Source organism: Janthinobacterium lividum, from assembly GCF_034424625.1.
Classification (GTDB): domain Bacteria; phylum Pseudomonadota; class Gammaproteobacteria; order Burkholderiales; family Burkholderiaceae_D; genus Janthinobacterium; species Janthinobacterium lividum.
In genome coordinates, this window is sequence record NZ_CP139976.1 from 3,700,797 (window position 1) to 3,713,589 (window position 12,793).

The 12,793-nt window shown below is 58.7% G+C and carries 14 protein-coding genes; 4 read left to right on the forward strand and 10 right to left on the reverse strand.

Features of this window, described 5'->3' with window-relative positions:
- Positions 1-40: 40 nt before the first annotated feature.
- The 5 genes from U0004_RS16770 to U0004_RS16790 all read right to left on the reverse strand — a co-directional run bounded on the left by U0004_RS16770 (position 41) and on the right by U0004_RS16790 (position 4,899).
- A complete protein-coding gene (locus tag U0004_RS16770) occupies positions 41-454 on the reverse strand; it encodes a hypothetical protein (protein ID WP_139144262.1) in 414 nt (137 codons plus the stop codon).
- Between the two features lie 214 nt (positions 455-668).
- Positions 669-1,829, reverse strand: a complete 1,161-nt coding sequence (locus U0004_RS16775) for an IS30 family transposase (RefSeq protein WP_070257963.1) — start codon at positions 1,827-1,829, stop codon at positions 669-671.
- Between the two features lie 615 nt (positions 1,830-2,444).
- Positions 2,445-2,816 (reverse strand): hypothetical protein, encoded by a 372-nt coding sequence (locus U0004_RS16780; RefSeq protein WP_139144305.1) that lies wholly within the window; start codon positions 2,814-2,816, stop codon positions 2,445-2,447.
- 153 nt (positions 2,817-2,969) lie between these two features.
- Positions 2,970-3,332, reverse strand: coding sequence for a hypothetical protein (locus U0004_RS16785; RefSeq protein WP_071653759.1), 363 nt, complete (start codon positions 3,330-3,332; stop codon positions 2,970-2,972).
- A 340-nt stretch (positions 3,333-3,672) separates the two neighbouring features.
- Positions 3,673-4,899: an FAD-dependent monooxygenase gene (locus U0004_RS16790; RefSeq protein WP_070260692.1), complete on the reverse strand. Its 1,227-nt coding sequence runs from the start codon at positions 4,897-4,899 to the stop codon at positions 3,673-3,675.
- Positions 4,900-5,036: 137 nt separating this feature from the next.
- On the opposite strand from U0004_RS16790, the gene U0004_RS16795 reads away from it, so the two are divergent.
- On the forward strand, positions 5,037-5,978 hold the full coding sequence (locus tag U0004_RS16795) for a LysR family transcriptional regulator (protein WP_070260699.1): 942 nt from the start codon (positions 5,037-5,039) through the stop codon (positions 5,976-5,978).
- Between the two features lie 404 nt (positions 5,979-6,382).
- On the opposite strand, the gene U0004_RS16800 is transcribed toward U0004_RS16795, so the two are convergent.
- Positions 6,383-6,787 (reverse strand): hypothetical protein, encoded by a 405-nt coding sequence (locus U0004_RS16800; RefSeq protein ID WP_070260691.1) that lies wholly within the window; start codon positions 6,785-6,787, stop codon positions 6,383-6,385.
- 291 nt (positions 6,788-7,078) lie between these two features.
- Here U0004_RS16800 and U0004_RS16805 point away from each other — a divergent pair, with 291 nt between their 5' ends.
- Together U0004_RS16805 and U0004_RS16810 are read left to right on the forward strand one after the other, a co-directional pair.
- Complete coding sequence (locus U0004_RS16805; RefSeq protein ID WP_070260689.1) at positions 7,079-7,957, forward strand: EamA family transporter; 879 nt, start codon at positions 7,079-7,081, stop codon at positions 7,955-7,957.
- A 153-nt stretch (positions 7,958-8,110) separates the two neighbouring features.
- Positions 8,111-8,518, forward strand: a complete 408-nt coding sequence (locus tag U0004_RS16810) for a c-type cytochrome (RefSeq protein WP_081345940.1) — start codon at positions 8,111-8,113, stop codon at positions 8,516-8,518.
- Between the two features lie 183 nt (positions 8,519-8,701).
- Here the strand turns inward: U0004_RS16810 and U0004_RS16815 are convergent, their stop codons facing one another.
- A complete protein-coding gene (locus tag U0004_RS16815; RefSeq protein WP_199534280.1) occupies positions 8,702-8,965 on the reverse strand; it encodes a DUF378 domain-containing protein in 264 nt (87 codons plus the stop codon).
- A gap of 322 nt (positions 8,966-9,287) precedes the next feature.
- On the opposite strand from U0004_RS16815, the gene U0004_RS16820 reads away from it, so the two are divergent.
- Positions 9,288-10,676 carry a methyl-accepting chemotaxis protein gene (locus tag U0004_RS16820; protein ID WP_081345939.1) on the forward strand — a complete coding sequence of 463 codons (1,389 nt, stop codon included), beginning with the start codon at positions 9,288-9,290 and terminating at the stop codon, positions 10,674-10,676.
- 34 nt (positions 10,677-10,710) lie between these two features.
- On the opposite strand, the gene U0004_RS16825 is transcribed toward U0004_RS16820, so the two are convergent.
- The 3 genes from U0004_RS16825 to U0004_RS16835 all read right to left on the reverse strand — a co-directional run bounded on the left by U0004_RS16825 (position 10,711) and on the right by U0004_RS16835 (position 12,771).
- Entirely contained in the window at positions 10,711-11,169 is a 459-nt protein-coding gene (locus U0004_RS16825) for a GNAT family N-acetyltransferase (protein ID WP_231958164.1), read from the reverse strand.
- Positions 11,170-11,241: 72 nt separating this feature from the next.
- Complete coding sequence (locus U0004_RS16830; protein ID WP_070260687.1) at positions 11,242-11,814, reverse strand: helix-turn-helix domain-containing protein; 573 nt, start codon at positions 11,812-11,814, stop codon at positions 11,242-11,244.
- 54 nt (positions 11,815-11,868) lie between these two features.
- Positions 11,869-12,771 (reverse strand): LysR family transcriptional regulator, encoded by a 903-nt coding sequence (locus U0004_RS16835; RefSeq protein ID WP_034786119.1) that lies wholly within the window; start codon positions 12,769-12,771, stop codon positions 11,869-11,871.
- Positions 12,772-12,793 lie beyond the last annotated feature (22 nt).

Below are 12,793 nucleotides of genomic sequence, written 5' to 3' on the forward strand. Positions count from 1 at the left end.
ACTGGGGCGCATCCTGATTCCGAGGAGCCCAGCCCCGATACTATCTGCGCGGCATATCGATATGAAATGGCAGGCGCTTGCCGCACAAGTCCACCATGCCAGACACGGCTAGTCGATCCGCCGACAATTCAATGATGTTGACGGCCGACACGTCACCATATTCCATCATATAGATACCCGATTCCTCCGCCTCGGGATGCATATCCAGCATCCCGATCGCCAGCGCTCCTCCCTGCCCTTCCGGTATGCGCAAGCCATGCAGGAAAAAAGCCGGCGGATACAACGCCCACGACCATTCCGCATCCTCCGGCTCGGTCAAGCGCATAAACACCTCATCGTCGCCATCGATATCGATATTCAGCTCCAGCATGCCGCTACCATGAGCTTCCAGACTAATGTTTGATTTCGCTACATTCACTTCAAAATTGGTGTTGCCGATACTAAAAACAATCATTCAATACTACTCCTGAGTTACAAGTAAATAGACGGCACGATAAACAGCAAGGAATGCAGGATTGCCGTGTCTTCACCATATTAATTTAATTATTATCAATGCGCACAGCAATGACATTAAACTTTACCATCTTTAATAATGTCAATGAATGCAAGAAAGGTCCGTTTATCCGCAAAACAGATAAAACTTGTAATGTCCGCTTGCGCCTGCGGATTCAATCGGTCAACGCAACACATTGTTCAAATCGTTGAGCCGGTGTTTGGTAGTGTAGCGTCTTCCTGGGGCGCTCGTTGAGTCGTCTGGCTACCGCATCGAGTTGCTCTTGCGAATAGGTGGAAATATCCAGCCCCTTGGGGAAATACTGGCGCAACAGGCCGTTGGTATTTTCATTTGAACCGCGCTGCCATGGATTCTGTGGATCGCAGAAATAGACCTGGATGTCGGTGGCCAACGTAAAGCGTTTATGCCCGGCCAGTTCGCTGCCACGATCCCACGTCAGTGACTTATACAGTTCCTGGGGCAGCCTGCGGGCATTGTCGATCAATGCGTTGACCACCGTTTCGGTATTTTTGGCGGCGACTTTTATCAGCATGACATAGCGCGTCTGGCGCTCGACCAAGGTCACGATCTGGCTGTTGTGGCTGCCGCATAGCAGGTCCCCCTCCCAATGCCCGGGCACCGCTCGATCCGCCGCCGTCGCTGGACGCTCGCTGATCGACACGGCATCGACAATTCTGCCGTGGTTGTCCGTCTTTTGGGTGTGATGACGAGAGCGGCGCATGGCGCGCGTACGGCGCAAGTGCTCCAGCAGCTCCTTCTTTAAGGCGCCTCGGGCCTGGATATAGAGGCTGCGGTAAATGGTTTCGTGCGACACGTGATACTCCTCGTGGCGCGTGAACAGCTGCTTGAGCCAGCCAGCAATCTGTTCCGGCGACCACTGCAATTGGAGCTTGCTGGCAACCATGTTGGCCAGCATGCGGCTCTCCGTCAGCTTACAAGGTTTGGGGCGGCGCGCCTGATCCCACGCATACTGATCGGCCTGAGTTGCGCGATATGCTTCGCGGCCACCGTTGCGCCTGAGTTCCCTGCTGATGGTCGATGGTGCGCGTCCAAGGCGCCTGGCAAGTGCGCGGATGGATATGCCGGTAACGATGGCGCGCGATACCTCCTCGCGCTCGGCCAGCGTCAGCGCCAGTCGGGAACGGCATCGCGGCGCTGGCCGTATGCCACCAGACTCAGCCAGAATCCGCTGTATCGACGAGTGATTCCGATCAAATAGCTGGGCTATCATCTGCAGGGAGTCGCCTTGCTTCCAGCGTTCCCACATCAAGGCCTTCTGGGTCTCAGTGTAATAAATTCGTGGTTTCTGTTTCATCTTCAACACTCCTATAACCTAGATGTTTAGGTTAGAGTGTTGCGACCACCGATTGAATCCGCACCCCATAGCGGTCATCGGCAAAGTGTTTTGATATTCAAACTCCGGCCACTAAGGGCGCGGCGAGAGAGCGGGGACCTTCCCACGGACATACCTGTTCTAGCCAAAAACCAGATGGCCCCTTTGGGAGGGTATAGCCGAGCAATACCGGATTTACTTCATAACCCATCTTGGAGAACGATCTCGCAATTTGTAGCCGTCGCTGCCGGAGGATCGGACCGTATTTTGGACGCTGCATTGCTATTTCACGACGCTCGAAATAGCGAATCAGATGCAGATGCTCCCTACCGGCAATTGACCGCATAAGCCTCCATCGCTGAAGCAAGGAAATCGAATATGTTTGGCGCTTCAACAAGCGATACGATGAATCGAAGTCCGGATACTTCCGATACTTCAGTGTCCATCTGTGGTTATGCTTCCGTCGTTTTTCCATGGCATCTTACAAATTAGAATTCAATTTGAGCGTCTCCTTTTGGCCGGCTGCTGCCTTAGACATGCCCCGGGCAAAATCAGACTCGTTCAATGCAAAACATCAAAGCTCGCCACTAAAGATATTTAGGTGCTTAAATCAAGGCGACTGATTTTGAAATCTACATGCCCGCCGCATATTGCACCCATTTCGATAATAAATCCTTGTACCTCGACCAGGCCTTCCCCTTGATCGATCACCCTCCCACGCCCACGATAGGCGTAATGTCCGATATGTTCGATCCATTCCGTAGACAATGCCGCTTTTTCATCTTCCGGCCAGTCACTCAAGTATGTGGCTTCGACATCAGCTTCCAAGACAGAAAGGCGATTCTCAATAACGTCGCCTGCTGTTACGCTGCAGGGATGACAAAACACAACAAGCTCACCTTTCTCGCTGCGCAAAGTAACTGATGCGGCTTCTTCATCAGGTGGGTCGACCAAAACTACAGTGAGCATGTCCATTTTTCAGGTGACATTGTATGTTTTAAACATGAAATAGAGGGCCGTTTCTGGCCGCCAGCGGCCCATGAGCATAACGAATTATCAAGTGAGAAAAGTCACGAATTGTCACGTCAACGTGATTGCCTGCTTCTGACCTGTTTCAGCGGTTCAAGCTCTTGCACCGGTTTCATAGAAATGGTCGACGCAATATGCTCTTCCTTTAAGCGCACGCTGCTGGCAGTCCTTTGCCAAGCAAGAAGATGTATCCAGTCCGCCATGATTTTCAATGATACGTTCCTTTATCAAGGCTTCTATATCAGTCGATTCCCAGCCTTCAGGTGAGTTCAATTTGCAGGCGTACAGTGCTTGATATTTATCCCATTCGTCGGTTCGCCAAAGCTGGCCGCACGCTGGGCATTGCAACTGTTTGAACCAGTCGCCCGTTTCAAGGCAGCGCATTTCTGCGACAAACTCCGCGTAGTTCCGACTAATCTCTACAAGGGTGCTTCTATCACCGCAGCTACATTGCATCGCTCCACTCCGAATTTTGCGTCAACTTGCTTCAATTTTACCGTCTGTTGTTGGCCGAACCCAGCCGTTCTGCCCAGCATAGCAGGTTGTCAGATGGAAAATATAGCGCCCCCTCAAGACAGGATGGATTCACTCCATAGCCGCCGTTCGAGTTTCGATGGCCACGGTCTGCTATGTAACGCTTACCGGCTGATGCCCACATGCAAGCTGACCGGATGCGTGGGAAGAGGCGCTTGCATAAAACCTGAAAAATCGCATCCAGCGCCTGTCAAGCTCAGCCGGCCGCTCGGCTTTCGTCACTGGGGACATGACTTTCTATCCGCGTGGAATCCGGTACACATCATTCAATGCGGTACAGGCTGTCAAAGCCGCCTACCTCCACTGACGTGCTGTCTGCGCCACCAAGCATCGGTAGACCCTGGCTCCATCCGGCTGCCAAGACCTGCACGTCACGCACAGGATCGGACGCCTTGGCCCTCTCGTTGCGGATGCGACAGGTTTCGGGATCTGTGGCGAACAACCCACGTGCGAAGACCCGGCCCTGTTCCGCCAGCCTTGCGGTTTTGGGAGCGCGAATTCTCGCAAACGCCTGGAAGATGTCTTCCAAGCCTCCACTTGCACCATCCAAACACCGGGCCAAATGCCACGCATCCTCAAGCGCCTGGCAGGCTCCTTGCCCCGACGTCGGCAACGGCGCGTGCGCCGCATCTCCCACGAGCAGCACATTTGCCCGGCTCCACGTGTGCAGCGGCTCCAAGTCGTGCACGGCAATCAGTCGGATGGCATCCGCCGGTGTCGCCTGGATGAGACGTGTGACAGGCTCAGGCCATTCCGCGAACAGGTCCTCAATTTCCTTACGCATATCCGCTGCAGGCGCCGCCATCGGCAATGGCCGTGCCTGCGCCGCCGCCCAGTAGACCAGATCCGGCCGGACCGGCACGCAACCGAAGCGCTTGCCCGCCCCCCAGAAGTCTTGAATCGAAACATCGTTCACCAGCGCATGCGGCCCCTGCGCTACGCCAATCCAGTTCACAAAGCCTTGATAGATTGGTGTGTTGTCACCCGCGACAAACCTGCGCGCCACTGATTCCATGCGGCCGTCGGCCCCAATGAGCAGATCCGGGCGGATGCTTGCGCCATTTTCGAAATGGGCCACGGCTCTGCCATTAGTATCAAGCTCAATAGCCACCGCCCGGTGCCCGAACTCCACCGGAATCCCTGCCCGTGCCGCATGATCCAGCAACACCTCCTGCAGGTGCCTGCGCAGCACCGTGTAGGTCGGGTATCCCATCGTCCGGTCCAGCAAACCAATATCGAGGCCACCCAGTGCATTTCCCGCAGCATCCTGGCGACGCATTGTCAGCGGTCTACCGCCAATGGCCTCAATATCTTGCAGCAGTCCCAGTTCTTCCAGCACAAAGCTGGCATTGGGCCAGAGCGTCACGCCAGCCCCCATGGTTGCCGGCCCCGCCCGGCGCTCATATACGCGGGGACTGTACCCCCGCTTGCTCAAGGCAAGCGCCACGCTCAACCCTGCAATGCCGCCGCCAAGTATTCCGATTTCCATGCTAAAGCTCTCCTATTCAATCCGTCCCGACGTGCCGCCGACGGCGATTCATCGGACGAGATGGCATATTAAATTCCGCCACTGTGGAGTACTAGTATGTAAAAATGGGTGGCTTTCATACCTTAATCGGGATAATAATGCGCAATGCCCTCGACCTGAATACAGTCCGTGTCTACGTGGCGGTCGTCGATGAACAAAGCTTTGCCGGCGCAGCACGCCTGCTGACCCTGCCATCTTCTAACGTTAGCCGCCACGTCGCCTCGCTGGAACGCATGCTGGGCGTCCGCCTGCTGGAACGTAGCACCCGCCACCTGCGCATGACGGAAGCTGGCAGGCTACTCTACGAACGCGCTAAACCCTTGCTCGACGCCTTGCTCTCCACCGAGGAAGAGCTTGGCGCAGTACAGCGTGAGCTGCGTGGCCCCCTAAGGATGTGCATGCCAGGCGAAGCGCCAAGGCTGCTAGCTCCTATCCTGGCCGAATTCTGTAGCCTCCATCCAGGCATCGAGCTTGAATGCGATACTCGGATGACCGGGCTGGAGGTACTTCGAGAGGACGTCGATCTTTCAATCGTCTTCCACCGGGGCCATCAGGAGGACAGTACTTTCATCACCCGCGAACTCGCCACCCTGCCCAGCATCGTGGTTGCCGCCCCCACCTTGCTAGCCAAGACCGGCATGCCACACTATGTGCGCGAACTGAAGTCTCTACCCTGCATCACCACCCTCAGTGCGCTGAAAGGTCAGCCCTGGCAGTTTCAGAACGCTGCGGGAGAAATCGTCAAGGTGCCGGTCCGCAGCCGTTACCGCGTCAACAGCGGAGAACTGGCAGTGGCAGGCGCACGGCAAGGCATCGGCTTCGCGATTGTGGCGGCCTATCCCTGCCAGGAAGATCTTGCTACGGGCCGATTGCAGGAGGTACCACTGGACCTGTGCCCCGCGCCCCTGAAATTACTGGGGGCATACAGCCATCGCCATTCCCTGACCGCGCGTGTGCGGGCGCTGCTGGATTTGATACAAATGCGGTTGGCTGGGTCGGTTAACCCTCCCGTGGACCCCATAACTTGTGGAACGGTCTAGGATCGAGGTAGTGCACTGGACTCAAAGTGGAGTTCTTCGGAGCAGAAGCAGTCGCTCGGTATGACTTTCTCAATGTCAGCTTTTGGCCGGTTGCCGTCGTTGCCACCTTCCGCCTGCGGACATTCGTCCTGCTGCAGGCACTATAAATCTTAAAGGCCCATAACAGCCTCGAAGAGATGACGAACCCATTTGCTAAACGCGAGGCGTTTGGACTCGCGTTGCCTCAGCCGATGCATCAACAACCACGTTGCATACAAGGCGATCATAACGACGCACGCTGCACTTATGATAGCTGTGATGATCTGTATAACTGGAAGCATAACCATCTGTCCTCATTCTCACTACGTCCGCTTTTGGCCGGATGCCGTCGTTGGCAGGTTACGCCCCATTGCGGACATTGATGCTTAAATTTGATGAGTGTTCGAACGGTCATCCAGTTCATTGTTCCGTACAACTGGACGAAGGAGATAGGCTGTAATGCCGACGGTAAGACCAGCAGCGATTGCACCTAGCGCTGTGCGAGTCGGTGCATCCAGAAACATTATGTAGGGCACACAGCACCCGGCAATACAGGTGGCCAGCAGCAGCAGAGAATCATATTTGCGCAGGAGTATGAGCAATGGCAGGCCCACCAGTGCCAAACCCGCAAATGACATCGGAACAGCGAGTAGTACGGAAAAAAGAAGTCCGACCCCGACATCAGACGCGATACCTGCATCGGAGCTTCCGATACCTGCCAATGTGACTGCCGGGATACTCGACAGCGGCGCCAAAAACAAGGATTTCATAGGGAAGGGTTTGATCTTCATGGGTCTTCCTGTGGTTTTTTGTCTGCTTCTGGCCGATTGCCGACTCTTTTAGTCGAAATGCCGATTAGCATTAGTATCAGTCTTCAATGTGCTAATGGTAAAGACTGTTCGATTAGGAGCGGTTGTTCCCGATCATTAGTAAACAATTTTACAACTGTAGCGTATTTTGCAACATGATATAGAAAAAGAAGCCGCGATGCACCAGTCATGTCAGCAACTACCTTGTTAAATCTCCTCGGCTTACCAATCCGCCAGCGACTGCCAGCCTCAGGCATATTAGAATACCGTCCCATGACCTCGCCCGCCTCGACCTCCGCTCTCCCCGACAGCATCCTGCTCCCGTCCCTGGCCGTACTGGGAGGGCAGATTTCCGTCAATCTGGGGGCGGCGATTGCGAAGAATCTGTTTCCGGTCATTGGCGTGGAAGGAATTACGGCGTACCGGGTGGGGTTTTCTGCGCTGATCCTGCTGGCCATCTTCCGCCCCTGGCGCTACCGGCTGACGCGCAAGGATGTGCTGAACTTGCTGGTCTATGGTTCGGTGCTGGGGTTGATGAACTTGCTGATTTACCGGGCGTTTGCGCTGATACCGATCGGTATTGCCGTGGCCATCGAAGTGACGGGGCCGCTGGCCGTGGCCATGCTGTCGTCGCGGCGGCCGCGCGATTTGCTGGCGGTGGCGTGCGCCGTGTTTGGCTTGTATCTGCTGCTGCCCCTGCAAGGCAGTCCGGGCAGCCTGGACCCCGTCGGCGTGGCGTATGCGCTGGGAGCGGCGCTGTGCTGGGCGCTGTATATCATCTTCGGCAAGCGCGCCTCCACCTTGCAGGGCGGACAAGCCGTAGCCTGGGGCATGACGGTGGCGGCCATGGTGACCGTGCCCATCGGCGTCGCGTATTCGGGCACGGCCCTGTTGGCGCCATCTATTGCGCTGATGGGCCTGGCCATTGCCATGCTGTCCAGCGCTCTGCCGTATTCACTGGAAATCTTTGCCCTTCGCCGCTTGCCGCAAGGCGTGTTCGGCATGTTCAGCAGCGCGGCACCCGCCGTCAGCGCGCTGGCTGCCATGGCCGTGCTGGGAGAACTGCTGAGCCTGACCCAGTGGCTGGCCATCGCCTGCATCGTGTTTGCGTCGGCCATGGCGGCGCTGGGAGCACAGGGCGGCAAGCGCTAGCGGCATTCAGACCATCCCGTATCGATTCCTGCGCGCTTCCTGCAGCTATTCCTGCGCTGCGGCCTGGCATCGCTACGCCGCTGACGAACAGGTTTTGATGCCCGCCTGTAAAATACGTCATTGCTTGCCATATCGCGCACTTCCGCCTCACCGATGACCTATCCATTTCTTTTTCGCTGGTTCTCCCCTCTCGCCGCTGCAGCCTTGCTGCTGGCGCCAGTCGTCACCGCACAGGCGGCCGCTCCTGCCGGCCTCACGGGCAATGCCGAAGCGGGCAAGGCCGCGTTTCGCAAGTGCGCCTCTTGCCACCAGGTGGGGCCATCGGCACGCGGCGGCTTCGGCCCCAAGCTGACGGGCGTGATCGGCCGCAAGGCCGGCTCCACCACCGACTATAAATACTCGGCGGCCATGAAAAACACGAATATCGTCTGGACCGAGCAAAACCTGGCCGGCTTCCTGAAAGCACCGAGCGATTTCATTCCTGGCAACAACATGCGCTTCTGGGGCATCGGCAACGCCCAGCAAGTGGCCGACTTGCTGGCCTATCTGCGCACGCAGTAAGCGCATACAATAAGCACATGCAATAACGTCAGCGTCCAAGCTGGCCGAGCGCCAGCCTGTACGCAGGCTGGCACATGCACGCGCACAAGGCGGCATCAGGCCCGTGACGCCAGATCAAATTCCCGGCGCTTGCAGCACGCCCTTGCGCTTCTTGTGCGCCGCCTCATAGTCGCGCAGACGACTCTAGGGCTTGGCTGGCAGCTTGCGCACGCACAGATAGATGGAATACAGCGCCGCCAGTCCCACCAGCACGTACACGCCGCGCGACGCCGTCGACATGGCGCCCAGGATGCGGGCCACGATATCGATATCGAACAAGCCCACCAGCGCCCAGTTCAAGCCGCCCACGATCAGCAGGATCATGGAGATCCAGTCGACCACGTTCAGGCGCTTGGCCGTCATTTCCTCATTTGCCGCACCGTCCGATCCTGCCTGGATATTCGCCATGTCAGCCTCCTGTGAAGATAAGAAGAAAGACCCGCCGCCGGGTCTGTGCAAGGAACAGTGTAGGCGCGGCACCGCCATGCGCCAGTCGGACGATGCCGGGTATCGAGGTAGGACGCGTCTGTAATGCGGCGAGTGATTTTATCTGGCAACAGCCATGCCGCTGTTGCTAAACAGGCAGTGACTAATTCCAATATGGAAATATTTGTAGATTACCTAGTACCGCGCTGCTACACTCATTTCACCCCAGCAACTTCAGGGGTCAAGTGCCGCATCATGCCGCAGGCATGGGAAACGGCCACCATGGGAAAACAGCTGAGGGGACATGAATATTTCAAACATACGTATCGGTGTGCGCCTGACCACAGGCTTTTTGCTCACTTCGCTGTTACTGGCCGTGGTGGTGGTCATCAGCACGTGGCAGCTGTCGGCGGTAAGCGGGGAAATCGACAGCAGCGTGAACCAGCGCTATGCGCGCATCGCGCAATTGCAGGCCACGCGCAACAGCACGCAAGAACAGCCGGTTCTGCGCGAGCTCGACCAGCAGATCGCCACGCAATCGGCGCAGATGCGCGCGGCGGCCGAGGCGGCCATGGCCCGCGCGCACGATACCAGCGTGCTGATCATTGCGCTGGGCCTGGTCGGCGGCGTGTTGAGCCTGGCGACGGCCTGGTTCATCAGCAGCGGCATCGTGCGTCCCCTGCGGCATGCAGTCAAAGTGGCGCGCAAGGTGGCCGGCGGCGACTTGAGCGAACATATCCGCGTCGATTCCCGTGATGAAGTGGGGCAACTGCTGCTGGCCCTGAAAGACATGAATGCCAGCTTGATCACGATCGTGGGCGAGGTGCGCGGCGGCACGCACGAGATCACGGGCGCCTCGGGAGAGATTGCCGCCGGCAACCTGGACTTGTCGCAGCGCACGCAGGCGCAAGCCAGTTCGCTGGAGCGCACGGCCGCCTCGATGGAAGAACTGACGGGCACCGTCAAGCAAAATGCCGATAACGCACGACAAGCCAATCAACTGGCGCAATCGGCCGCCGCCGTGGCAGGCAAAGGGGGGACGGTGGTGGCGCAAGTGGTCGATACCATGAGCTCGATCAACGCTTCCTCGAAAAAGATCGTTGACATCATCGGGGTCATCGATGCCATCGCCTTCCAGACGAATATCCTGGCTCTGAATGCCGCCGTGGAAGCGGCGCGGGCCGGGGAACAGGGGCGCGGTTTTGCCGTCGTGGCCGCTGAAGTGCGCACCCTGGCACAACGCTCGGCCGGCGCGGCAAAAGAAATCAAGCAGCTGATCGGCGACTCCGTGGAGCGGGTCGACGCAGGCGCCCGCCTGGTCGATACGGCCGGCGCCACCATGCGCGAAATCGTGGCCAGCGTGCACCGCGTCACGGACATCATGGGCGAGATCAGCATGGCCAGCGGCGAGCAATTGTCCGGCATCGAACAAGTCAATGCCGCCATCGTGCAAATGGAACAGGTGACGCAGCAAAATGCGGCCCTGGTGGAGCAGGCATCGACGGCGGCGGCCAGCATGCAGCAGCGCGCCACGCTACTGTCAGGCACGGTGGGCATCTTCAAGCTGAGCCGTGACCAGGTGTCAGCCCAAGCCGGGCACGGCATCAGCTTGGTAGCCGGACAGGCTCCGCACGCCATTTCCGCGCCGGCAAACCTGTCTGCCACAAGCGTTAGAGCGCGGCTGAAAGCCTGAGTTCCCCCGTCATCGCTACGCCGCTCCAGATATGCTATAGCTGCTTGTACATGACCGTAGTGGGGTCCAGCCGGTCGCCGGCCGGCGCCAGCGCATAGCCGGGGATGCTGCCGGCCACCACATAGCCGAGCGACAAGTACAGCGGTTCCGCGTGGTCGCTGCTGCGCGTGTCCAGGGTCAGCAGGCTACGCGGCAAGAGGCGCGCCTGTTCTTCCAGCGCTTGCATCAGCTGGCGCGCAAGGCCGCGCCGGCGGAAAGCGGGCGCGACCAGCAGCTTGCGCACTTCGGCCCGGTGTGCCTGGTTGGGATTGGTATCCCAGTCCAGCTGCACGGCGCCCGCCACCTTCCCGTCCACCTCGGCCACCAGCAACAGGCGCACGCCCCGCGTGACGGCCGGCAAGACGTTATCCGTCCAGAACGCCTGGCTGGCCGCCATGCCGAAGGGCAAGATAAAACCGATGCTGGCGCCGTCGTGCACGCAGTTTTGCAGCAAGGCCCCAGTTCCGGCAAGCGGTCACGTATATCGGTGGTTGAAAAATGGCGTAGCGATACGGGCATGGTGACCTCAGACAAGAAAGAGAAAATAGCGGGCGCCGCTGTCCGGCGGCGTCGTGAACGCGCTGGGGCCATGCAGCTGGTAGCGCAGGCAGTCGCCGGCCAGTAAATCATGGGAGCGGCCGTCGACGGTCACGTTCAGCTTGCCTTGCTGCAGCAACAAATGGTGTTCCATGCCGGGCCGGGGCGAGGCCGCGTAGGCGATCGTCACGCCAGCGCCCAGCTCGCATTCGAGCGCTTCGCCAGCCAGCGCGCGCGACGGGGGCGAAACGGAGCGGCGGATAAAGCCCGTGTCCGGGTCGCTCCACACGCTTTGCTCGGCCCGCCGCAGCAGGGGTGGAAAGTCGTCTTCCACCATGCGCAGCAGGCGCGACATGGCCAAGCCATACGCGGCGCACAGCTTGCCCAGCACGCTTGTAGTCGGGCTGACCTCGCCATTTTCCAGGCGCGACAGAGTGGCGCGGCTGACATGGCTGGCAGTGGCCAGCTGGTCCAGCGACCAGCCCCGCTCCACGCGCAACTGCTTTAAACGCGCCGCCAGCCGCTGTTCCGTATCGCTTTCTACGAATGTTGAGTTTTCCATATATGGGAATTTATTCCCAATACGGAAAACAGTCAAGCTGTTTGCCTGATCCTGCTAGCCTGCCATGCGTGTGGCGTGGCGGCACAGCTCCAGGAAGCCGGCCAGGCGCGGGGAAAGGATTTTCCTGGACTGGCGGATCAGATAGAAATTGCGCTCCAGCGGCGGCAGCATGGTTTCCAGTTCCACCAGTTGCCCGCTGGCCAGCAAATCGGCCACGACGACGCGCGACAGGCAGGCGATGCCCAGCCCCGCCGCCGCGCCATATTTGATGGCTTCCGAATTGCTGAACTCGCCCGCGGCGCGCAGATAGTGCAGATACGGCACCAAGGCTTGCTCGACGGCTTCGCGCGTGCCCGAGCCCGCTTCGCGCAGCAGCCAGCCCGCCTGGTTCAGCTCCGTAAAGCTGAGCAGATGGCGCAATTGCGCCAGCGGATGCGTGGGCGCGGCCACGATCAGCATCTGGTCCGTCAGCCACGGCTCCACCAGCAAGCCCGCTTCGTGGCACGGCCCTTCGATCAGGCCGATATCGACACGGAATTCCGCCACGGCGGCGGCGATGTCGGCCGTGTTGGCAATCGTCACTTGCGGAATGCTGCGCCCGTATTGCTGCGCCGCCAGCGCCAGTATCTGCGGCAGCAAATAGATGCCGATGGTGGTGCTGGCGCCGATCTGCAGGCTGACGGGCACGGACGGGTCGGCACCCGCGAACTGGCGCTCGATGCTGGCCGCCCCGTCGCGCATCTGCCGCGCCTGTGGCAACAGCAGGCGGCCATTGTCGTTGAGCAGCAAACGCTTGCCCACACGGTCGAACAGTTGCGCTCCCAACAAGGCTTCCAGTTCATTCAGGGCCGCGCTGGTGGCCGATTGAGACAGCGCAATCAACTCGCCGGCCGCACTGGTGCTGCCCGTATCCGCCACGGCGAGGAAAATCTGCAGTTGCCGCAAGGTCAACGCCATTTTATCTACCTATTTAATCGGT

What these genes read in the sequence shown, in the direction of transcription:
- U0004_RS16770 (WP_139144262.1), bottom strand. Translation starts at nt 454, where the DNA reads ATGATTGTTTTTAGTATCGGCAACACCAATTTTGAAGTGAATGTAGCG.
- U0004_RS16775 (WP_070257963.1), bottom strand. Translation starts at nt 1,829, where the DNA reads ATGAAACAGAAACCACGAATTTATTACACTGAGACCCAGAAGGCCTTG.
- U0004_RS16780 (WP_139144305.1), bottom strand. Translation starts at nt 2,816, where the DNA reads ATGCTCACTGTAGTTTTGGTCGACCCACCTGATGAAGAAGCCGCATCA.
- U0004_RS16785 (WP_071653759.1), bottom strand. Translation starts at nt 3,332, where the DNA reads ATGCAATGTAGCTGCGGTGATAGAAGCACCCTTGTAGAGATTAGTCGG.
- U0004_RS16790 (WP_070260692.1), bottom strand. Translation starts at nt 4,899, where the DNA reads ATGGAAATCGGAATACTTGGCGGCGGCATTGCAGGGTTGAGCGTGGCG.
- U0004_RS16795 (WP_070260699.1), top strand. Translation starts at nt 5,037, where the DNA reads ATGCGCAATGCCCTCGACCTGAATACAGTCCGTGTCTACGTGGCGGTC.
- U0004_RS16800 (WP_070260691.1), bottom strand. Translation starts at nt 6,787, where the DNA reads ATGAAGATCAAACCCTTCCCTATGAAATCCTTGTTTTTGGCGCCGCTG.
- U0004_RS16805 (WP_070260689.1), top strand. Translation starts at nt 7,079, where the DNA reads ATGACCTCGCCCGCCTCGACCTCCGCTCTCCCCGACAGCATCCTGCTC.
- U0004_RS16810 (WP_081345940.1), top strand. Translation starts at nt 8,111, where the DNA reads ATGACCTATCCATTTCTTTTTCGCTGGTTCTCCCCTCTCGCCGCTGCA.
- U0004_RS16815 (WP_199534280.1), bottom strand. Translation starts at nt 8,965, where the DNA reads ATGGCGAATATCCAGGCAGGATCGGACGGTGCGGCAAATGAGGAAATG.
- U0004_RS16820 (WP_081345939.1), top strand. Translation starts at nt 9,288, where the DNA reads ATGAATATTTCAAACATACGTATCGGTGTGCGCCTGACCACAGGCTTT.
- U0004_RS16830 (WP_070260687.1), bottom strand. Translation starts at nt 11,814, where the DNA reads ATGGAAAACTCAACATTCGTAGAAAGCGATACGGAACAGCGGCTGGCG.
- U0004_RS16835 (WP_034786119.1), bottom strand. Translation starts at nt 12,771, where the DNA reads ATGGCGTTGACCTTGCGGCAACTGCAGATTTTCCTCGCCGTGGCGGAT.